The following is a 19,520-nucleotide window of genomic DNA, read 5'->3' on the forward strand; positions in this document are numbered from 1 at the left end:
TGTCTCCCGGTATCAAGGGTGCACAAAGTGATGGAAGGGCAAGGCAAACTCGTGGGCAAAGGCCAGCAGCAGGCTTTCGCTGCCGGGTGCTCCCACGATCTGGACACTGACCGGACGGCCCCGGCCGTCCTTGCCCACGGGCATGACCAGCGCTGGCAGCCCCAGGTAGTTGATATAGGCGTGGTGGCGGTGCATTGCCGCCAGCGCGCGAGGGTCGAAGCCGGGGCAGGAGGTTGTGACGGTCTCGCGGTCGGGCACGCCTTTTGGCAGGCAGGGCGTCAGCAAAAGGTCGATGCCGTCCAGGCAGGTGGTCATGAAGGCATGGCTCTGTGCCGGTATCTGATGCAAGGCATGGCGATACCAGCCATTTGGCATGGCCCAGCCCGGCAGGGCGATGGCCCTTGTGGCCGGAGCCAGGGTGTCAAGCTCTGTGCGCACAGCGGCCTCCAGTGAAATGGCTGCCTCGGCATGCAGGACGATCTGGGCCAGCCGGTTCAGCCGGCCCAGGTCAGGCGCCGGGCGGCTTTGGATCTGCACGCTGGCGTGCAGGCTCTTTTCGAAGAGGGTCAGCGCAGCCGCCACGCCGGCATCCTCGTGGGTTGTGCGCATTGCGTTGCCGATGCGCCAGCGCGGTGGGGGCTCCGGCGTGTCAGGCCGCGTCGGCAGCATGGCTGTGAAGATGCGGGCCGCATCGGCTGCGCTGCGCGCGATCACCCCGACGGTATCCAGAGTGGGAGCCAATGGCGCCACGCCATCGGAGGGCAGCAGGCCGCGCGTAGGCTTCAGGCCGATCAGGGCGCAGGTTGCCGCCGGCATGCGCACTGAGCCCGCCGTGTCGGTGCCCAGCGAAGCCGCGCAAAGACCCGCAGCCACGGCCACGGCCGATCCGCTGGACGAGCCGCCGACGGCAGCCTGGGCGTCAAGAGGGTTGAGCAGCCGTGGTGAATGGAGGCTCTCTGCCGTGGCGCCGCATGCAAATTCCGCCATGGTGAGCGCGCCCAGGTGCAGTGCGCCCTGCGCCTTCAGCCGTTGCAAGACGGTGGCGGCCGGCCGGATCTGCCCCGTTGTGCGAGGCCGGCCCAGACCTGGCACGTGCAGGCCCGTGTCGAAGACGTCCTTGTGTGCCAGTGGCACGCCGGAGAGCAGGCCGCCGGGTTGGGGCGACGGTGCGGCAAAGATGTGCTCCGCGCAGTGCCACTGCGCGTTGCGGCGCCTGAATTCGGTGGCCAGTGCTGCCGCATGACTGTCATGTGCCGAGGGAGGCAGCAGGGCGAAGCGCCGGAGCATTTCGTCCACTGAAGGAAGCGTCTCGAACTCAGCCATGGCCGGGCTCCGTGCACTCCAGTTCGTTCGCCACGGCGCTCAATCGGGCCAGTGTTTGGGCAATGGCCTGAAGGTCCTGCGGTGGCAAAGCCAGGCCCCGCAGTCGGCAGGCCAGCGCAGCCCAGGCCAGCCAATCATGTGAGCAGTCTTCGTGCATGGTGCTTGTCTCCTGCTACGCTTGTGCATTGATCTAATTTTGAGTGTCATAAATATATTTATGAAAGTCAAGGAAATAAAATCAGGCCGCGATCCGTTCTGTTTTTGCGAAGGGGAGGCTTGCCATGAAGGCTGCTGAGCGCATCCGCCTTTCCATTGAGGAATCCATACGCGACGGCAGCCTGCTGCCCGGGGATGCGGTGGATGAACAGGCGCTGATGCAGACCTATGACGTGTCACGCACACCCGTACGCGAGGCTCTGCTGCAGTTGCAGGCCCAGGGCCTGGTGGTCAATCTGCCGCGCGCCGGCATGGTGGTGGCCAAGATGGATGTGGGCCAACTGCTGGCCATGTGGGAGTTGCTGGCGGAGCTGGAGGGCATAGGCGCAAGGCTGGCCTGCGAGCGCATGACACCAGCAGAGCGCGAGGAGCTGGCCGCCATCCATGAACGCGCGTCAGCCGTGGCGCGTCGAGAGGACGCACAAGCCTGGCAGGAGCACAACCGGCGCTTCCACGAGGCGCTGTACCAGGGGGCGCGCAATCCCTATCTTCGGCAGGAGATCCTGCGTATGCGTTCACGCACCGGTGCCTACAGACGCCATGCATTTTCGGCCTTTGGCCAGACGGCCCTGTCCTGGGCTCAGCATGGAGAAATGGTCGAAGCAGTCCAGGCGCAGGATGCTTCGCGGGCGGCCTCCCTGATGACCCGGCACATGAGTCCTGGCCAGGGCTCGGCCAGTTTCGCGTCGTTCATCGCGGCCCTGCCCAAGCACCTGCTGGCTTGAGCGCACGAGGGCGCAGGCAGGACATCTGCGGGAAGTCCCGGGGTATATAAGTTATTTGCGCGATCAAAAATATATTTATAGAAATCAAAAAAATTTGATCGTGCATCCTGACCTCGCTGTTTCGAGGGGGATGTCTTGTGCAGGCATACCTACCAAGGAACCACCCATCATGGACGCTCTTTCCCCGCAGTTGCCTTTGCCCCAGGCGCTGGTCCAAGCGCCGGCTTTCGATTCGGACGCCGTGCATCGCAAGGTTGCATGGCGGCTGATCCCCTTTCTTGTCTTCCTGTTTCTGTTGGCCTGGATAGACCGTGTCAATGTCGGCTTTGCCAAGCTGCAGATGCTGCAGGACCTGCGATTCAGTGAGGCTGTCTACGGACTGGGCGCAGGCATCTTCTTCATCGGCTACTTTCTCTTCGAGGTCCCCAGCAATCTGTTGCTGCAGCGCATAGGTGCGCGCAAGACGCTGGCGCGCATCACCATCCTGTGGGGGCTGGCGTCCATGGGCATGGCTTTTGTGACCACGCCCGAGGCCTTTTATGCGCTGCGCTTCCTGCTCGGTGTGTTCGAGGCGGGGTTTTTCCCGGGCGTCATGCTTTACCTGACCTACTGGATTCCGGCTGCCAGGCGAGGCCGCATCAACGGATGGTTCATGACTTCCTTCGGCATCGCGGGCGTGGTGGGCGGGCCCATCGCTGGGCTCATCATGAGTGGAATGGAGGCAGTGGCCCCTCTGCGAAACTGGCAGTGGCTGTTCGTCCTGGAAGGCATTCCCTCGGTGATCGCTGGCTTGGTGGTCCTGGCATGGCTGCCCGACAGGCCCTGCCAGGCTCACTGGCTGTCCGAGGCAGAGAAAAGCGCGTTGGAAATGCAACTCGACGCCGAGCGGCAGGGTGCGGGCAAGCATGCAAGCTTCATGCAGGCACTGCGTCTGCCCGCGCTGTGGCTGTGCACGGCGGCGTACTTCTGCATCGTGGGCGGCAATGCCACGCTGGCCTTCTGGATGCCTTCGCTGGTGCGTGAGCTGGGTGTGCACAGTGCGTTGCACATCGGCCTGCTGTCGGCGATTCCGTTCATGCTTGGCACGGCGGCCATGGTGATCAACGGGGCACATTCCGACGCCACCCGCGAGCGCCGTCTGCATTGTGCGGGTGCCACCTTGGTCGGTGCTGTCGGGCTTGCGCTGACTGGCGCCACCATGGGCAACCCGGTGCTGGCCATGGTGGCCTTGAGCATTGCTGCCATTGGTGTTCTGGGCGCCTTCCCGGTGTTCTGGGCCATGCCAGCTTCGTTTCTGACCGGCACAGCGGCTGCTGCGGGCATTGCCTTCATCAATTCGGTAGGCAATCTCGCAGGCTTTGCCACGCCGTTCATGATGGGCTGGGCCAAGCAGTGGACCGGTGGTGTCGGCGCGGGCCTTTATGGAGTGGCCGCAATGCAGCTGGCCGCATCGGCCATTGTGGCTTTGGCCATGCGCAGGCTCAAACCATGAACAGGCCATGGCAGGCGAAAAAAAACCCAGTCCAAGGACTGGGTTTTGAAAGGATCCAGAAACGGGGGTTTCGAGAGGATCCAAGGAGACAACTGGTCAGGTCTTGCGACCCGGGATGCATGCAATTATGAGGGTAATCACTGATTCTTGCACGCAGTCCTGTTGTAAGACGGCGTGATCAACGCTTGCGGGTCTGGGCCGACTGGACGGCTTCGCTGGCGGTGTTGGTCACGGCCGTGAAGTTGGCTTCCGCCAGGTCCGAAGCCTGCTTGACGGCCTTTTGCACCGACTCGAAGGCATTGTTGGCAGCCGACACGGCGCTCTTCATCACGGCCACGGCGGTTTCGGAACCTGCGGGTGCGTTCTTGGCGGTGGTGTCCACCAGGGCGCTGAAGTTCTTCTGCAGATCGGACGCCTGGCTTTCGAAGGCCTTGGCCAGCTCGGCACCGGTGCCGCTGGCGATGTCGTACAGGTGGCGGCTGTAGGCAGCGGTCTTTTCAGCCAGGGGCTGGAACAGGTTGGCCTGCAGCGACAGCAGCTCCTGCGCATCCTTCACGCTCAGGACGGCCTGGGTGTGCTGGGCGGCTTCGTTCAGTGCGGCGCGCGAGGCGGTCACATTCAGTTCCACCAGCTTTTCAACGCCTTCGAAGGCCTTGCTCGTCAGGCCGAACAGGGTTTCCAGGTTGGCCTTTTGTGCGCTCAGGATTTGGTCAGGGGTCAAGCTCATGTCAGTCTCCAGAAAAACGGACCACAGGGGTCTCGGGTTACGGGGAATTGCCTGCGCTGACCTGACTGAGTGTCATGTTGCAGTGCAGCATGGGTCTTATTGTAGGGATTGCAAAAAAGGAATCAAGTACCTGATGCTGCGGTGCAGCAAAAAAATCGGCAAAGCTGTGGGTTTTTTGTAAGTCTTTGATTTTGAATTGATTTTATGTCGGTTTGACGACATTTTTCGGTTTGCATGCTTACTCGCTTGGCGAGTGATTGGCAGCAGTGCGCGTCGTGATGGCGACAGGGGCTGGGGACAGGGCGCATTCGGCCGGCGGCACAATGGCCGCCATGAATGAATCGCCCCCGAGCCGCCCCGCGCCGCAGCCCCGTTCGGCCTATGCGGCATTCCGACGCATCAGCACGCGCTGGTCGGACAACGACGTCTACGGGCACGTCAACAACGTCGTCTATTACAGCTGGTTCGATACGGCGGTGAATGCCCATCTGATCGAGCAGGGCGCGCTGGATATCCACGCGGGCGAGACGATAGGCCTGGTCATAGAGACGCAATGCAATTACTTTGCGCCGCTGGCCTTCCCGCAGGAGGTGGAGGCCGGTATCCGGGTGGCCCGCATCGGTGGCTCCAGCGTGCGCTACGAGGTGGGGCTGTTCGCGCAGGGCGAGCCATTGACGGCGGCGGCCGGGCATTTCGTGCATGTCTATGTGGACCGGCATACGCGCCGGCCTGCCCAGATTCCGCAGGCGCTGCGACAGGTGCTGGAGCCGCTGCTGCGCGGTTGATGGCGTTCGGGGCGCATGCAAGGCGCCCGCTCGCAGCGCGGCAGCGTGTGTATGGCCTACACTCGAAAGCTGTCTGCCATCTGACCGCTGGGGCGCTTACCGCCCGGCTCTGTCCATGATCATCACCAGCCTGCTCGATACCGACCTGTACAAATTCACGATGATGCAGGTGGTGCTGCACCAGTTTCCCGGAGCACAGGTCGAGTACCGCTTCAAGTGCCGCAACCCCGGCGTGCAGCTCGCACCCTATGTGAACGAGATCCGCTCCGAGATCCGCTCGCTGTGCAGCCTGCGTTTCCAGGACGCGGAGCTGGCCTATCTGAGCTCGCTGCGCTTCATCAAGAGCGACTTCGTCGATTTCCTGGGCCTGTTCCACCTCAACGAGAAATGCATCACGGTGCAGGCGCTGCCCAATGGCGAGATCGACATCACCATCCGCGGGCCCTGGCTGCACACCATCCTGTTCGAGATTCCCGTGCTGGCCATCGTCAACGAGGTGTACTTCCGCAACACCCAGCCGGTGCCCGATTTTCCCGAGGGCCGGCGCCGTCTCGACGCCAAGATTGCGCTGCTGCAGCAGCCCGGCCTGGAGCAGCTCAAGATTGCCGACTACGGCACGCGCCGTCGCTTTTCGCGGGCCTGGCATGAAGAGGTGCTGCGCGTGCTGTGCGCACGCCTGGGCCGGCCCGGCGCATCCGCGGAGTCCGAAGGCCAGTTCGCCGGCACCAGCAATGTGCTGTACGCCATGAAGCTGGGCGTGCGACCCCTGGGCACGCTGGCGCATGAATACCTGCAGGCCTGCCAGTCCCTGGGCCCGCGCCTGCGCGACAGCCAGATCTTCGGCTTCGAATCCTGGGCGCGCGAATACCGGGGCGACCTGGGCATTGCGCTGTCGGACGTCTACGGCATGTCGGCCTTCCTGCGCGATTTCGACCTGTACTTCTGCAAGCTCTTCGACGGTGCGCGCCACGACAGCGGCGACCCGTTCGAGTGGGGCGAGCGGCTGCTGGCCCACTACCGTGCCAACCGCATCGATCCGCTGACCAAGACGCTGATCTTCAGCGACGGCCTGACGGTGCCGCGCACCATCGAGCTGTTCCAGCGCTTCCATGGCCGCTGCCAGCTGGCCTTCGGCATAGGCACCAACCTGACCAACGACCTGGGCGACGCGCCCGACCATGTGCCGCTGCAGATCGTCATCAAGATGACCCGCTGCAACGGCCAGCCCGTGGCCAAGCTCTCGGACACGCCGGGCAAGAGCATGTGCGATGACGAGAAGTACCTGGCCTACCTGCGCCAGGTGTTCGAGATTGCGCCGCCTGCGGCGCAGGCTTGATTGCGGCACCACCTGCCGCCAGGAGGGGACAGTGAATAGAGAACAAAGAGGAGACGGGACCATGAAGGCATTGCGCGGATTGCTGGCGCTGCTGGCCACCTGCGCGCCATCCTGGGCCCTGGCCGCCGATATCGACGGCGGCCAGCTTTCGGTACTTTGGGGCGTGCCGTTTGCGGGCATGCTGTTGTCCATCGCCCTGGTGCCGCTGGCGGCGCCCCACTTCTGGCACCGGCATTTCGGCAAGGTGACGGCCGCCTGGGCGCTGGTCTTTCTGCTGCCCTTCGCGGCGGTGTTCGGCGTGGGCGCGGCCATGGCCAACCTGGTGCATGCCCTGCTGGCCGAATACCTGCCGTTCGTGATCCTGCTGACGGCGCTGTACACGGTGTCGGGCGGCATCTATGTGCGCGGCAATCTCAAGGGATCGCCGGGGCTGAACACGGCCATCCTGGCGATCGGCGCCGTGCTGGCCAGCTTCATGGGGACCACGGGCGCCTCGATGCTGCTGATCCGGCCGCTGCTGCGCGCCAACGACAACCGCAGGCACCAGGTGCATGTGGTGGTGTTCTTCATCTTCATCGTCTCCAATGCCGGCGGCTCGCTGACGCCGCTGGGCGATCCACCGCTGTTCCTGGGCTTTCTCAAGGGGGTGGATTTCTTCTGGACGGTACGCCACATCTTCACCGAGACGCTGTTCCTGGTGGGCGCGCTGCTGGCGCTGTTCTACGCAATCGATGCCTGGCTGCTGCGCAAGGCCGGCGAAGCGGATCTGCCCGATCCCACGCCCAGCGTCGATGCCTTGGGCCGCGCCAGCCGCCTGGGCTTTGATGGCGGCGTGAACTTCGTGCTGCTGCTGGCCGTGGTGGCACTGGTGCTGATGAGCGGCCTGTGGCGTACCGATGCCGGCCTGGTGCTGGCCGGCACGCATGTGGGCCTGCCGGGTCTGGTGCGCGATGCGGGCCTCGTCGCAGTGACTGTGCTGTCCCTCAGGCTCACGCCGCGCAGCGTGCACCAGGCCAACGAATTCGGCTGGGGGCCGATGCAGGAAGTGGCCAAGCTGTTCGCGGGCATCTTCCTGACCATCATTCCCGTGATCGCCATGCTCAAGGCGGGCACGGGCGGGCCGTTCGGCGCCATCGTGGGCGCCGTCACGCGCGCCGACGGCACGCCCGATCCGCTGATGTACTTCTGGGCCACGGGCCTGCTGTCCTCCTTCCTCGACAACGCGCCGACCTACCTGGTGTTCTTCAACACCGCAGGGGGCGACGCCGCGCAGCTGATGACCACGATGGCCTCCACGCTGGCGGCCATCTCCGCGGGCGCGGTGTTCATGGGTGCCAACACCTATATCGGCAACGCGCCCAACCTGATGGTCAAGGCCATTGCCGAGGAGCGCGGCGTGAAGATGCCCAGCTTCTTCGGCTACATGGCCTGGTCGCTAGGCATTCTGGTGCCGCTGTTCGTATTGATGAGCTTCATCTGGTTCCGCTGAAGAACCGCCTCCCGCCAAGACAAGGAAAGAGACAGACATGGCAAGCAAACCCCGCATCCTGATCGCCCGCGCCATCCCGCCCGAAGTGGTGCGCAAGCTGGAGCAGCACTTCGAGGTCGAGTCCAACCAGGATGACGTGGTCTGGAGCCCGCAGGAACTGGCCCGGCATCTGCAGGACAAGGATGGCGTGCTGACCACGGGCTCGCAGACCATCGATGCGGCGCTGCTGGCCGCCTGCCCGCGCCTGAAGGTGGTGGCCAACATGGCCGTGGGCTACAACAACTTCGACGTGCCTGCGATGACGGCTGCAGGTGTGCAGGGCACGAATGCCCCCGACGTGCTGACCGAGACCACGGCCGACTTCGGCTTCGCTCTGCTCATGGCCACGGCCCGCCGCGTGACAGAGAGCGAGCACTACCTGCGCGCCGGAAAGTGGAACTCCTGGCGCTACGACCTGTTTGCGGGCTCGGAAGTGCACGGCAGCACGCTGGGCATCATCGGCATGGGCCGCATCGGCCAGGGCATCGCCAAACGCGGGGCGCATGGCTTCGGCATGAAGGTGGTCTATCACAACCGCTCGCGCCTGTCGCCCGAGCTGGAAGCCGAATGCAAGGCCGGCTACGTGGGCAAGGATGAACTGCTGGCCATGGCCGACCATGTGGTGCTGGTGCTGCCCTACACCAAGGAAAACCACCACACCATAGGCGCGGCCGAGATCGCCCGGATGAAGCCCACGGCCACGCTGATCAACATCGCGCGCGGCGGCATCGTCGATGACGCGGCGCTGGCCAGGGCACTGCGCGACAGGACCATTGCTGCAGCAGGCCTGGACGTGTTCGAGGGCGAGCCCTCGGTCCATCCGGATCTGCTGACCGTGCCCAACGTGGTGCTGACCCCGCACATCGCCAGCGCCACCATGGGCACGCGCAGCGCCATGGCCGAGCTGGCGGCCGACAACCTGATCGACTTCCTGTCCGGCAAGGGCCCGCGCACGCCCGTGAACCAGCCCGAAGCGGCGGCCGCCGGCGCGCGCGCCAAGGCCTGAACACCGTGTTGTGACAATCGCGGGAAGGCTGGCCCTGGCCGCTTCCCGCTGCATGGAGCGCAAGCAAAATCTTGACCCAGATATCCGGAGTGTGGTGGGCGGCCTGGGCCGTGCTGCTGTTGGGGCAGGCGGCCGTGATCTGGCTGCTGTGGAGGCGCTCGGCGCAGCGCGAGGACGGGGTGGCGCCCCAGCAGGTGCTGCAGGCGCTGCAGATGCTGGACGTGCGGCTGCAGCAGCTCGAGCGCGGTGCCCAGGCCACGCAGATGGCCGTGGCCAAGAGCGATGGCGGGCTGGACCGCGTCTCGCAGCAGCTGCAGGCCCATCTGGCCCAGGCCCAGCTCGATGCCCAGGCGGCGCGGCGCGAGCAGGGCGAGGCGCTGGCAGCCTTTCGAATGGAACTGGGCCGGCTCACCGTGCGGCTGGCCGCCGACAGCGCCCAGGCCCGCGAGGCCCAGGGCGAAAGCACGCAGCGCTTCAACGCCCATGTGCAGGAGCGCTTCGAGGCGCTGGCGCAGACCACGCGCAGCACGCTGGACTCCCTCAAGAACGACATCCAGCAGCAGCTGGGCGGGCTGGCGCAATCCAGCCAGGTCCATGCCGAGCAGCTGCGCGGCACGCTCAACGAGCGGCTGGCCACCATCCAGTCGGACAACGCGGCGCGCCTGGAAGAGATGCGGCGCACGGTGGACGAGAAGCTGCATGCCACGCTGGAGCAGCGCCTGGGCGAATCGTTCAAGCTGGTCAGCGACCGGCTGGAGCAGGTGCACAAGGGCCTGGGCGAGATGCAGACGCTGGCCGGCAGCGTGGGCGATCTCAAGCGCGTGATGACCAATGTGAAGACGCGCGGCACCTGGGGCGAACTGCAGCTGGGCGCCATCATCGAGAACGTGCTCACGCCCGAGCAGTACGCGCGCAACGTCAAGACCGTGCCCGGCAGCGACGACATGGTGGAGTTCGCCATCCGCCTGCCCGGACGCAGCGACGAGGCTCCGGTCTGGCTGCCCATCGACGCCAAGTACCCGGTGGAGCAGTACCAGCGCCTGCTCGACGCCCAGGATGCGGCGGACAAGGCGGCCATTGCCGCGGCAGGCAATGCCTTCGAGGCATCGATCAAGTTCGAGGCGCGCAAGATCCACGGCAAGTACGTGAGCCCGCCGCACACCACGGACTTTGCCGTGCTCTACCTGCCCACCGAAGGCCTGTTTGCCGAGGTCATGCGCCGCCCCGGCCTGGTCGAGGCCGTGCAAAACGGCTGCCGCGTGATGGTCACCGGCCCGGCCAACCTGGCCGCCATGCTCAGCAGCCTGCAGATGGGCTTCAAGACGCTGGCCATCGAAAAGCGCTCGTCCGAGGTCTGGGCGGTGCTCGGTCAGGTCAAGACCGAGTTCGCCAAGTTCGGCGAAGTGGTGGATGCCACGCGCAAGTCCATAGACGCGGCGGCCAAGCGCTTCGAGCAGGTGGGCGTGCGCACGCGCGCCATCCAGCGCCAGCTGCGCGACGTGCAGGAGTTGCCCGCGCCGACCTCTAGTGCAGCGCGGCCCGGCCTGCCGGATGACAAGGACGCAGCGGCCGGAATGGAGCCGGGATCGGAGCAGGATTGAGATGAACCTGGCCCTGTTCAAGGTCATCATGGCGCAGGTCAGCGTGCATGCCACCATGGCCGGCATGCGGCTGGCAGCGCCCTTGCTGGCGCTGCAGCAGGGCTATAGCGCGGCGGCCGTGGGCATCTTGCTGGCGCTGTTCGCGCTGACCCAGGTGTTCCTGGCGCTGCCGGCCGGGCGCTTCGCGGACAAGCATGGTTTTCGAAAGCCGTTTTTCCTGTCCATGCTGGCGGCCAGCGGGGGCTGCGCGCTGGCGCTGGCATTGCCGCTGTATCCGGTGCTATGCCTTGCGGCGTTGTTGACGGGCGGAGCCAGCGGCGCCGTGGTGATTGCCGTGCAGCGCCATGCGGGCCGTGTCACCCACGATGCGGTGGCGCTCAAGAAGGTGTTCAGCTGGTTGGCCATAGGCCCGGCCATCTCCAACTTCATCGGGCCCTTCAGCACCGGGCTGCTGATCGATCACGCGAATTTTGGCGGCGAGGGCAGCACCATGGGCTACCGCGTCGCCTTCGGCCTGCTGGCCCTGGTGCCCGTGCTGGCCTGGAGCTGGGTGCGCCACACGCAGGAGCTGCCGCCCGTGCGCGCGCCCATCGGCGGTCCCAAGCAGCATGCCTGGGACCTGTTGCGCGACCGCAATTTCCGCAACCTGCTGCTGGTCAACTGGCTGCAGTCCGCATGCTGGGACGTGCACACCTTCGTGCTGCCGCTGCTGGGCCATGAGAAGGGCCTGAGCGCCTCGGTCATCGGCACGCTGCTGGGCATTTTTGCCGTGGCGGCCGCCGCCATCCGCCTGGCCATGCCGCTGGTGGCCGAGCGCTTGCGCGAAGGCGCCGTGATCTCCGGTGCCATGGCCATCACCGCCTTCGTCTTTGCGCTGTACCCCTTCATGGACTCGGCGCTGACCATGGGCATGTGTTCGGTGATGCTGGGTTTTTCACTGGGATCTGTGCAGCCCATGGTCATGAGCATGCTGCACCAGATCACGCCCGAGCACCGCCATGGCGAGGCACTGGGCCTGCGGCTCATGGCCATCAATGCCTCCAGCGTAGCCATGCCCGTGCTGTTCGGCTCGGCGGGGGCATTGATCGGCGTGTCTGCGCTGTTCTGGGTGGTGGGCGCGGCCGTGGCCTCGGGCATCCGCACGGCCTGGTTCATGGGGCTGACGCCGCGCAAGCCGGAATGAAAAAAAGCGACCTGCGCCTTGGTGCGCAGATCGCCTTGCGATGCGGTGGCGGCCTGCCGGCCGCTGCGGCTTACCAGCCGCCAGCGTGGAACTGCTTGATCAGCGCCCAGGCCTCGACCGGATCATCGGTATAGCGGAACAGCTGCAGGTCCTTGGGCGAGATCGTGCCTTCCTCGATCATCAGGTCGATGTTGAGCAGGCGCTTCCAGAACTCGGTGCCGAACAGGATCACGGGCACCGAATGCGTCTTGCCGGTCTGCATCAGGGTCAGCACCTCGAACAGCTCGTCCAGCGTGCCGAAGCCGCCGGGGAAGGCCACCAGGGCCTTGGCGCGCATCATGAAATGCATCTTGCGCAGGGCGAAGTAGTGGAACTTGAAGCTCAGGTCCGGCGAGATGAAGCGGTTGCCGTTTTGCTCGTGCGGCAGCTCGATGTTCAGGCCGATGCTGGGCGCGCCCACGTCATGGGCGCCTCGGTTGGCCGCCTCCATGATGCCGGGGCCGCCGCCGGTGCAGATGTAGAGGCGCTCCTCGGGCGGCTGGTTCAGGCTGTCGGCGGCCACGATGCGCGTGAAGGCGCGGGCCTGTTCATAGCGGTGCGCATTGCGCACGGCGCGCTCGGCCAAGGCAACGCGCTGGGGATCGCCGCTGGCCTGTGCGTCGGCCAATTGCTGCTCGGCCTGCTCCAGGTCCACGAAGCGGGCGCTGCCATAGACCACGACGGTGTGCTCGATGCCGCGCTCGATCTGGGCCAGGTCCGGCTTGAGCAGCTCCAGCTGCATGCGGATGCCGCGGGTTTCGCGGCGGAACATGAATTCCGGGTCCGCGAAGGCCAGGCGATTGGAGTTCTGCTGCAATGCCATGCCGTTGTGTGCCTGGTTGTGAAGGGCCGACCAGCCGTTGGCCAGATCGGTATCGGTCAGGGGGGAAGAGATTTGCATGAACCCTCGTACACAGGAAAAACCAGGGCGGCCACGCCTGTGGCCGTTCCATCAAATACGTTGCCAGCGCAGATGATGACTGCACTATACGCTCACAAACTCATAGCCGCGGGGCTCGCGCACCGGGTGCTTTGGCGCATTGACGCAGCCGTGGGCGAATTCGTATGCTGGACAGTTGGCAGTAGGGCTTTTGCCTGCCGCTGCCTGCCGCATCGGCGGGTATTTTCAGGCCCGATTGCGCTTCAGACGTCCGGGTGTTCGGCCGGCTCGTTGCGCACGACGCTGCTCAGCGGCGGCGGCACGTCCTGGCCCGCACGGCGTGCGCGGAACAGGGCTGCACGCATCAGGAAGATGGTCGTGATGGGAACGGTCACCGAGATGAACACCGCAATCAGCAGCGCATGCACGGCCAGGCTCTGTCCGCTGACGGAAAAGTAGATCCAGGTGGCATGCATGATCAGCCAGCAGCCCATGGTGGCGATGATGGAAGGCGCATGCACGCGCTCGAAATAGCTGTCCAGGCGCCACAGGCCCATGGAGCCCAGAAAGGCGATGATGGCGCCGCCCAGCGCCAGCGCAGCCACCAGGATCTGGCACCACAGCGGCAGCGTGGTGGTTTCCGGCATCATTCGATCACCTCGCCGCGCAGCAGGAACTTGGCCATGGCCGTGGAGCCCACGCAGCCGAACAGCGCAACCAGCAGGGCGGCCTCGAAATAGCTGGTGCTGTCATAGATGATGCCCATCAGCAGCATGGCCAGCATGCCGTTGAGGTACATGCAGTCCAGCGCCAGCACGCGATCCTGGGCGTGCGGGCCCTTGAGCAGGCGCAGCACGGCGCAGCCCATGGCGGCGACCAGCAGGCCCAGCGCGAACATCAAAGTCCAGTGGAACCAGGGCATCATTCGAAAATCTCCATCAGGGGGCGCTCGTAGGAGCGCTTGACGTGCTGGACGATCTCTTCGGGATCATCGACCTCCAGCACATGCAGCATGAGCTGGGAGCGGTCGCGCGAGATCTCGGCCCAGGCCGTGCCGGGCGTGATGCACACGATCATGGCGAGCACGGCCAGGCCGTTGGGGTCGCGCAGTTCCAGGGGGATGCGCACGAAGTTGGCCGGGTGCTTGCGCATGCCCGGAAACAGCATGAACCGCACGACGTTGAAGTTGGACACCGAGGTGTCCCAGACCACGCGCAGCCCCAGGCGCACGATGGTCAGCGGATGGCGCACGCGCACGGGCAAGGGGCGCAGGCCGCGCAGCAGCAGCGGCAGCAACAGGCCCAGCAAGGCGCCCAGCAGGATCTGGCCGCTGCTGAACGAGCGGTTGAGCAGCAGCCACAGCAGGAACAGCGCCACCGACAGCAGCGGCGCGGGCAGCAGGGTTTTCATCATCGGGAATCCTCCTTGCCGGCCGTTGGGCCTGCATCGCCTATGCCTGCGGGCATGGGGGCGCCGCTGGCCTGGGCCGCGGCGCGCGCGGCGCCTTCGGGGCCGGCTTCCAGCCGCGCCTTCTTTTCTGCCGGGCTCGGCTCCGGCTGCGTGCCCATGACGGAGCGCACATAGACATCGGGCGCCAGCAGCGCATCGGCCGCACGCTGCGTGTAGCCCATCAGCTGGCCACCCTGCACGGTGAGCGCCACGCAGCAGGCCAGCAGCACGGCGATGGGCAGGCCTTCGGCCACACGCAACGAGGGCGAGTTCTGCTCCTCGGTCGCCCAGAAATGGCGTATGCCGGCGCGCACCAGCGACAGCAGGGCGAGCAGTCCCGTGGCGATCATCAGCGCCACCAGCACCCAGCCGGCCCAGCCGGCCTGGAAGCCGCTGGAGTTGCCCAGGCCCAGCGGGTTGAGCAGGGCAGACAGCATGGCGAACTTGCCCACAAAGCCCGAAAGCGGGGGCAGGCCGGTGACCACCAGGGTGGCCAGCATGAAGCTCAGGCCGATGAAGGCGGCCGCTGCGGGAATGGCGCGGCCGATCAGCACCTCTTCGGATTCGTCGAGGTTGAAGCCCTCCGTGGGCAGCAGTTCGGCGTTGAGGAAGGGAGCCTCGTCATCCTCATAGGGCTCGCCCGCATCGTCATCCACGCGCCAGCGGTCCACCACGTCGGCGATCAGAAACAGGGCGCTCACGGCCAGGGTGGAGCTGGGCAGGTAGTACAGCAGCCCGGCCGTCAAGGCGTTCTGGCCAAAGCCCGTGGCGGCCAGCAAGGTGCCCGAAGAGAGAACGGCCGCAAAGCCCGCGATATGCGTCAGGCGCTGCGAGCCCAGCATGCCCAGGCCGCCGAAGGCCATGGTCAGCATGCCGCCGACGATCAGCCAGGTGCTGCCGAACAGGGCGGAGGCGCCGGCCTCGGAGCTGAACAGCAGCGTCCACAGCCGCAGCACCACGTAGACGCCCACCTTGGTCATGAGCGCGAACACGGCGCCCACGGGAGCGGTGGCTGCGCTGTAGGCCGGCACCAGCCAGAAGTTCAGCGGCCACATGGCTGCCTTGGTCAGGAACGCAATGCCCAGGATGGCAGCGGCCGAATGCAGCAGCCCGCGGTCGTCGCTGCTGACCTGGGGGATGGCACGTGCCAGGTCGGCCATGTTCAGCGTGCCGGTCAGGCCGTAGAGCATGGACACGCCGATCAGGAACAGCGACGAGGCTGCAAGATTGATGGCGATGTAGTGCAGGCCCGCCTGGATGCGTGTCCGCCCGGAACCATGCAGGACCAGTCCATAGGAGGCCGCGAGCATGATCTCGAAGAACACGAACAGGTTGAACAGGTCCGCCGTGAGGAAGGCGCCGCTCAGGCCCATCAGCTGAAACTGGAACAGCGAGTGAAAGTGCATCCCCGCGCGGTGCCAGCGGGCGCTGGAGAAGACCAGCGAGGCCAGGGCCACCGTATAGGTCAGCACCAGCATCATGCCGGTCAGGCGGTCCAGTGCCAGCGAGATGCCGAAGGGCATGGGCCAGTTGCCCGGCATGTAGACGCCCAGGTTGACGGGCGCGCCGGCCTGGTCGGTCCACAGCATCAGCATCACGGCCACGCCCAGCCCCATCAGGGTGGATACCAGTCCAAGAGCGAATTTGAGGCGCTGGCGCTCTTCGCGCAGCAACAGCATCAGCGCTGCCGAAAGCATGGGCAGCACGATGGGCGCCAGCATCAGGTGCGGCATGAGACGGGCGGTCAGCTCGTTCATGGCATCTCCTGCTCGGTGCGGGAATGGGCTCCGTCCACATGGTCGGTGCCCGTGGTGCCGCGCGAGGCCAGCAGCACCACCAAGAACAGTGCCGTCATGGCAAAGCCGATCACGATGGCCGTGAGCACCAGCGCCTGCGGCATGGGGTCCGCATAGTGCGCAAGATCCTGCGGCACGCCGGCGCGCAGCACGGGCTCCTTGTCGATGGCCAGGCCCTGGCGGCCCATGCTGAAGATGAACAGGTTGACTGCGTAAGACAGCAGGGCCAGGCCCATGATGACCTGGTAGGTGCGTGGGCGCAGCAGCAGCCACACGCCCGAGCCCGTCAGTACGCCGATGGCAATGGCAAGCACGACTTCCATCAGAAACCTCCTCGTGCAAGCGCTGCAGCGGTGGCCTGCTGCACGGCGGCTTCGGCCTCCTCGGCCTGTTGCTGCTGCTCCTCCAGCAGACGGGCGTGGTAGCGGTGGCTGCGCACCGATTGGTGGGCGATGGCCGTCAGAATGAGCATGGTCGCGCCGACCACCAGCGAGAACACACCGATGTCGAAGAACAGGGCGCTGGCGAGATGCACGTCGCCGACGACTGGCAGGGTCATATGGAAGGTGTGGCTGGTGAGAAAGGGATAGCCGGCCACGATGGAGCCCATGCCGGTACCCAGTGCGAACAGCAGGCCGACACCGATCCATCGGCGCGGGAAGATCGGCAGGTGGGCCTCGACCCACTGCGTGCCGGAGATGATGTACTGCATCAGCAAGGCGACCGAGAACACCAGGCCGGCCACGAAGCCGCCGCCGGGCTCGTTGTGGCCGCGCATGAAGATGTAGACGGAAACCAGGGCAGCAAACGGCAGCAGCAGCCGCACCAGCACGGCGGGCACCATCAGGTAGCCCACGGCCGTATCGCCTGCGTTGCGCGGATTGAACAGATCGGTCTGCAGGTCGCCAGGCATGTAGCGCTGCTGCTCGGGCAGGTCCAGCGTCTCGCGGGCCGGGCGAAAGCGCCTGAGCAGAGCATAGACGACCAGGGCCACGATGCCCAGCACCACGATCTCGCCGAAGGTGTCGAAGCCCCGGAAGTCCACCAGCATGACGTTGACCACATTGGTGCCGCCGCCATCGCTGAGCGCATGTTCCAGGAAGAAGGTGGAGGCCCCGTCATAGAAGGGGCGGCTCATCATGGCGAAGGCCAGCCAGGCCATGCCGCCACCTGCAACCAGCGACAGCAGCAGGTCACGCATGCGGCGCGAGCGGGCGCGCAGTTCGGCGGACAGCACGGGAATGTGCAGGCTTTTGTCGCGCTTGGGCATCCAGCGCAGGCCCAGCAGCATCAGCACCGTGGTGGCGACCTCGACGACCAGCTGGGTCAGCGCCAGGTCAGGCGCCGAGAACCACAGGAAGGTCAGGCAGGTGCACAGGCCGGCGCCGCCCAGCATGATCAGCGCCGTCAGCCGGTGGTACTTGGCCTTCCAGGCCGTACCCAGGGCGCAGAGAATGCCCACGGCCCACAGCATCACGAAGGCGGGCGACAGCGGCAGCATGCTCCGGTCTCCCAGCTTGATGCCTTGCAGCCACAGCGGCAGAACGCCCGCCAGCACGGCGGTGCAGACCAGCCACAGCATCTGCCACTGCAGGCGCATGGTGGACAGGCGCCGGCGCGACCAGCGGCCCAGCAGGGACAGGCGGGCCAGCAGGTTCTCGAAAACACGCTGGCCGCTGAGCGTGCCCACCAGCGGCGCGGTATCCATATGGCCGGCCTGGCGCTGCCAGCGCAGCAGCATGTACAGCAGGATGCCGCCAATCAACGCCACAAGGCTCATGATCAAGGGCATGTTCCAGCCGTGCCAGATGGCCAGGCTGTACTCGGGCAGGTCGCCGCCGACCACGGGCGTGGCGGCCGCTGCGAGAAAGCTGCCCACCGCCCACGCCGGCAGCATGCCCACCACCAGGCAGGCCAGCACCAGCAGCTCGACGGGCACGCGCATCCAGTGCGGAGGCTCGTGCGGGTCATGCGGCAGGTCGGTGGCCTTGGGGCCGAAGAAGACGTCGATGGTGAAGCGCAGCGAATAGGCCACGCTGAACATGCCCGCCACCGTGGCTGCCACCGGCAAGGCCGTGCGCACCCAGGGAGCGGCATCCAGGTAGACGGTCTCGGCGAAGAACATCTCCTTGGACAGGAAGCCGTTGAGCAGCGGTACGCCCGCCATGGCCGCGCTGGCCACGCAGGCCAGCGTGGCCGTGATGGGCATCATGTGCCGCAGGCCCGAAAGCCGGCGGATGTCACGCGTGCCGCTTTCATGGTCGACGATGCCCGCGGCCATGAACAGCGAGGCCTTGAAGGTCGCGTGGTTCATGATGTGGAACACCGCAGCCACGGCGGCCAGCTTGCTGTTCAGGCCCAGCAGCAGCGTGATCAGGCCCAGGTGGGAAATCGTCGAATAGGCCAGCAATCCCTTGAGATCGTGCTGGAACATGGCCAGATAGCCGCCGATGAGCAGGGTTGCCGCGCCGGCTCCGCCCACTAGCCAGAACCAGGCATCGGTGTCACCGAGCACGGGACACATGCGCGCCAGCAGGAACACGCCGGCCTTGACCATGGTGGCGGAGTGCAGATAGGCCGACACCGGCGTGGGCGCGGCCATGGCGTGCGGCAGCCAGAAGTGGAAGGGGAACTGCGCACTCTTGGTCAGCGCGCCCAGCAGGATCAGCACCAGGGCGACCAGGTACAGCTGGTGGTCACGCACCTGCTGGCCGGCGATGAGCACGTTGTCCAGGTCATAGCTGCCCACGATGTGGCCCAGCACCAGCATGCCGGCCAGCATGGCCAGGCCGCCTGTGCCCGTCACCGTCAGCGCCATGCGCGCGCCGCGGCGTGCATCCTTGCGATGGTGCCAGTATCCGATCAGAAGAAAGGAGAAGAGGCTGGTCAGCTCCCAGAAGAAGGCAATCTGGATGATGTTGCCCGACAGCACCACGCCAGCCATCGCGCCCATGAAGGCCAGAAAGAACGAGAAAAAGCGCGGCACGGGATCGGCCGGCGACATGTAGTAGCGCGCATACAGCACGACCAGCGAGCCTATGCCCAGCACCAGCATGCAGAACATCCAGGCAAAGCCGTCCATGCGGATCACCAGGTTCAGTCCCAGTGCCGGCAGCCACTCGATCTCCTGGCGCAGCACTTCCCCATCGGCGATCTGTGGAAACAGCAATGCGGTCTGTATGGCACAGCCCAATGCGATCACGCCAGCCAGAGTCGACTCCGTATTGCGCGCATTGGCGGGCAGCATTGCGGCAATCAGGCTGCCGATGAAGGGTAGGAGTATGAGGGTGATCAGGGGCATGGGCGGTCCATTTTACGGGCAAGGTTTTTTGCTTCGCTATGAAAACCTGAGCATGTTTCAGGCTATGGCCGCGCATACCCCGAGGGTCGTACGCATGAAAAACCCGCCGAAGCGGGTTGGATAGAGACAGTTC

At 65.6% G+C, this 19,520-nt stretch carries 17 protein-coding genes; 8 read left to right on the plus strand and 9 right to left on the minus strand.

Features of this window, described 5'->3' with window-relative positions:
- Window positions 1–12: 12 nt before the first annotated feature.
- The gene (locus tag HFGMBDPB_RS11875; RefSeq protein WP_212645437.1) at window positions 13–1,323 is read right to left on the minus strand and encodes an amidase; all 1,311 of its coding nucleotides are present in this window, start codon (window positions 1,321–1,323) and stop codon (window positions 13–15) included.
- A 281-nt stretch (window positions 1,324–1,604) separates the two neighbouring features.
- On the opposite strand from HFGMBDPB_RS11875, the gene HFGMBDPB_RS11880 reads away from it, so the two are divergent.
- On the plus strand, window positions 1,605–2,264 hold the full coding sequence (locus HFGMBDPB_RS11880) for a GntR family transcriptional regulator (protein WP_016454373.1): 660 nt from the start codon (window positions 1,605–1,607) through the stop codon (window positions 2,262–2,264).
- A 169-nt stretch (window positions 2,265–2,433) separates the two neighbouring features.
- On the plus strand, window positions 2,434–3,756 hold the full coding sequence (locus HFGMBDPB_RS11885) for an MFS transporter (RefSeq protein ID WP_016454372.1): 1,323 nt from the start codon (window positions 2,434–2,436) through the stop codon (window positions 3,754–3,756).
- A gap of 178 nt (window positions 3,757–3,934) precedes the next feature.
- On the opposite strand, the gene HFGMBDPB_RS11890 is transcribed toward HFGMBDPB_RS11885, so the two are convergent.
- Window positions 3,935–4,483 carry a phasin family protein gene (locus HFGMBDPB_RS11890; RefSeq protein WP_016450488.1) on the minus strand — a complete coding sequence of 183 codons (549 nt, stop codon included), beginning with the start codon at window positions 4,481–4,483 and terminating at the stop codon, window positions 3,935–3,937.
- Between the two features lie 323 nt (window positions 4,484–4,806).
- On the opposite strand from HFGMBDPB_RS11890, the gene HFGMBDPB_RS11895 reads away from it, so the two are divergent.
- The 6 genes from HFGMBDPB_RS11895 to HFGMBDPB_RS11920 all read left to right on the plus strand — a co-directional run bounded on the left by HFGMBDPB_RS11895 (window position 4,807) and on the right by HFGMBDPB_RS11920 (window position 11,922).
- A complete protein-coding gene (locus tag HFGMBDPB_RS11895) occupies window positions 4,807–5,268 on the plus strand; it encodes an acyl-CoA thioesterase (RefSeq protein WP_017404735.1) in 462 nt (153 codons plus the stop codon).
- Between the two features lie 115 nt (window positions 5,269–5,383).
- Entirely contained in the window at window positions 5,384–6,604 is a 1,221-nt protein-coding gene (gene pncB, locus HFGMBDPB_RS11900) for a nicotinate phosphoribosyltransferase (protein WP_016454370.1), read from the plus strand.
- A gap of 61 nt (window positions 6,605–6,665) precedes the next feature.
- Window positions 6,666–8,093 (plus strand): sodium:proton antiporter, encoded by a 1,428-nt coding sequence (locus tag HFGMBDPB_RS11905; RefSeq protein WP_016450491.1) that lies wholly within the window; start codon window positions 6,666–6,668, stop codon window positions 8,091–8,093.
- A 37-nt stretch (window positions 8,094–8,130) separates the two neighbouring features.
- Window positions 8,131–9,138, plus strand: coding sequence for a 2-hydroxyacid dehydrogenase (locus HFGMBDPB_RS11910; protein ID WP_016450492.1), 1,008 nt, complete (start codon window positions 8,131–8,133; stop codon window positions 9,136–9,138).
- A 110-nt stretch (window positions 9,139–9,248) separates the two neighbouring features.
- Complete coding sequence (locus HFGMBDPB_RS11915) at window positions 9,249–10,739, plus strand: DNA recombination protein RmuC (protein WP_016450493.1); 1,491 nt, start codon at window positions 9,249–9,251, stop codon at window positions 10,737–10,739.
- A 1-nt stretch (window position 10,740) separates the two neighbouring features.
- Window positions 10,741–11,922: an MFS transporter gene (locus HFGMBDPB_RS11920; RefSeq protein WP_016450494.1), complete on the plus strand. Its 1,182-nt coding sequence runs from the start codon at window positions 10,741–10,743 to the stop codon at window positions 11,920–11,922.
- A 70-nt stretch (window positions 11,923–11,992) separates the two neighbouring features.
- Here the strand turns inward: HFGMBDPB_RS11920 and HFGMBDPB_RS11925 are convergent, their stop codons facing one another.
- The 7 genes from HFGMBDPB_RS11925 to HFGMBDPB_RS11955 all read right to left on the minus strand — a co-directional run bounded on the left by HFGMBDPB_RS11925 (window position 11,993) and on the right by HFGMBDPB_RS11955 (window position 19,387).
- Window positions 11,993–12,862 carry an LOG family protein gene (locus tag HFGMBDPB_RS11925; protein ID WP_016450495.1) on the minus strand — a complete coding sequence of 290 codons (870 nt, stop codon included), beginning with the start codon at window positions 12,860–12,862 and terminating at the stop codon, window positions 11,993–11,995.
- A 242-nt stretch (window positions 12,863–13,104) separates the two neighbouring features.
- On the minus strand, window positions 13,105–13,491 hold the full coding sequence (locus HFGMBDPB_RS11930) for a monovalent cation/H(+) antiporter subunit G (protein ID WP_017404730.1): 387 nt from the start codon (window positions 13,489–13,491) through the stop codon (window positions 13,105–13,107).
- Window positions 13,488–13,766, minus strand: a complete 279-nt coding sequence (locus HFGMBDPB_RS11935; protein ID WP_012206532.1) for a K+/H+ antiporter subunit F — start codon at window positions 13,764–13,766, stop codon at window positions 13,488–13,490. The genes HFGMBDPB_RS11930 and HFGMBDPB_RS11935 overlap by 4 nt, the downstream gene beginning before the upstream one ends.
- Complete coding sequence (locus HFGMBDPB_RS11940; RefSeq protein WP_016450497.1) at window positions 13,763–14,254, minus strand: Na+/H+ antiporter subunit E; 492 nt, start codon at window positions 14,252–14,254, stop codon at window positions 13,763–13,765. Before HFGMBDPB_RS11940 ends, HFGMBDPB_RS11935 begins: the two co-directional genes overlap by 4 nt.
- Window positions 14,251–16,047 carry a monovalent cation/H+ antiporter subunit D gene (locus tag HFGMBDPB_RS11945; protein WP_017404727.1) on the minus strand — a complete coding sequence of 599 codons (1,797 nt, stop codon included), beginning with the start codon at window positions 16,045–16,047 and terminating at the stop codon, window positions 14,251–14,253. Before HFGMBDPB_RS11945 ends, HFGMBDPB_RS11940 begins: the two co-directional genes overlap by 4 nt.
- On the minus strand, window positions 16,044–16,409 hold the full coding sequence (locus tag HFGMBDPB_RS11950) for a Na+/H+ antiporter subunit C (RefSeq protein WP_016450499.1): 366 nt from the start codon (window positions 16,407–16,409) through the stop codon (window positions 16,044–16,046). The genes HFGMBDPB_RS11945 and HFGMBDPB_RS11950 overlap by 4 nt, the downstream gene beginning before the upstream one ends.
- Window positions 16,409–19,387 carry a monovalent cation/H+ antiporter subunit A gene (locus HFGMBDPB_RS11955; protein ID WP_212645438.1) on the minus strand — a complete coding sequence of 993 codons (2,979 nt, stop codon included), beginning with the start codon at window positions 19,385–19,387 and terminating at the stop codon, window positions 16,409–16,411. The genes HFGMBDPB_RS11950 and HFGMBDPB_RS11955 overlap by 1 nt, the downstream gene beginning before the upstream one ends.
- Window positions 19,388–19,520: the final 133 nt, after the last annotated feature.

This window comes from Delftia sp. PE138 (genome assembly GCF_018320755.1).
In the GTDB taxonomy this organism is placed as follows: Bacteria; Pseudomonadota; Gammaproteobacteria; order Burkholderiales; family Burkholderiaceae_C; genus Comamonas; species Comamonas tsuruhatensis.

Excerpts from the sequence above, each read along its gene's own strand:
- HFGMBDPB_RS11875 (WP_212645437.1), bottom strand. The coding sequence starts at position 1,323 with ATGGCTGAGTTCGAGACGCTTCCTTCAGTGGACGAAATGCTCCGGCGC.
- HFGMBDPB_RS11880 (WP_016454373.1), top strand. The coding sequence starts at position 1,605 with ATGAAGGCTGCTGAGCGCATCCGCCTTTCCATTGAGGAATCCATACGC.
- HFGMBDPB_RS11885 (WP_016454372.1), top strand. The coding sequence starts at position 2,434 with ATGGACGCTCTTTCCCCGCAGTTGCCTTTGCCCCAGGCGCTGGTCCAA.
- HFGMBDPB_RS11890 (WP_016450488.1), bottom strand. The coding sequence starts at position 4,483 with ATGAGCTTGACCCCTGACCAAATCCTGAGCGCACAAAAGGCCAACCTG.
- HFGMBDPB_RS11895 (WP_017404735.1), top strand. The coding sequence starts at position 4,807 with ATGGCCGCCATGAATGAATCGCCCCCGAGCCGCCCCGCGCCGCAGCCC.
- pncB (WP_016454370.1), top strand. The coding sequence starts at position 5,384 with ATGATCATCACCAGCCTGCTCGATACCGACCTGTACAAATTCACGATG.
- HFGMBDPB_RS11905 (WP_016450491.1), top strand. The coding sequence starts at position 6,666 with ATGAAGGCATTGCGCGGATTGCTGGCGCTGCTGGCCACCTGCGCGCCA.
- HFGMBDPB_RS11910 (WP_016450492.1), top strand. The coding sequence starts at position 8,131 with ATGGCAAGCAAACCCCGCATCCTGATCGCCCGCGCCATCCCGCCCGAA.
- HFGMBDPB_RS11920 (WP_016450494.1), top strand. The coding sequence starts at position 10,741 with ATGAACCTGGCCCTGTTCAAGGTCATCATGGCGCAGGTCAGCGTGCAT.
- HFGMBDPB_RS11925 (WP_016450495.1), bottom strand. The coding sequence starts at position 12,862 with ATGCAAATCTCTTCCCCCCTGACCGATACCGATCTGGCCAACGGCTGG.
- HFGMBDPB_RS11930 (WP_017404730.1), bottom strand. The coding sequence starts at position 13,491 with ATGATGCCGGAAACCACCACGCTGCCGCTGTGGTGCCAGATCCTGGTG.
- HFGMBDPB_RS11935 (WP_012206532.1), bottom strand. The coding sequence starts at position 13,766 with ATGATGCCCTGGTTCCACTGGACTTTGATGTTCGCGCTGGGCCTGCTG.
- HFGMBDPB_RS11940 (WP_016450497.1), bottom strand. The coding sequence starts at position 14,254 with ATGATGAAAACCCTGCTGCCCGCGCCGCTGCTGTCGGTGGCGCTGTTC.
- HFGMBDPB_RS11945 (WP_017404727.1), bottom strand. The coding sequence starts at position 16,047 with ATGAACGAGCTGACCGCCCGTCTCATGCCGCACCTGATGCTGGCGCCC.
- HFGMBDPB_RS11950 (WP_016450499.1), bottom strand. The coding sequence starts at position 16,409 with ATGGAAGTCGTGCTTGCCATTGCCATCGGCGTACTGACGGGCTCGGGC.
- HFGMBDPB_RS11955 (WP_212645438.1), bottom strand. The coding sequence starts at position 19,387 with ATGCCCCTGATCACCCTCATACTCCTACCCTTCATCGGCAGCCTGATT.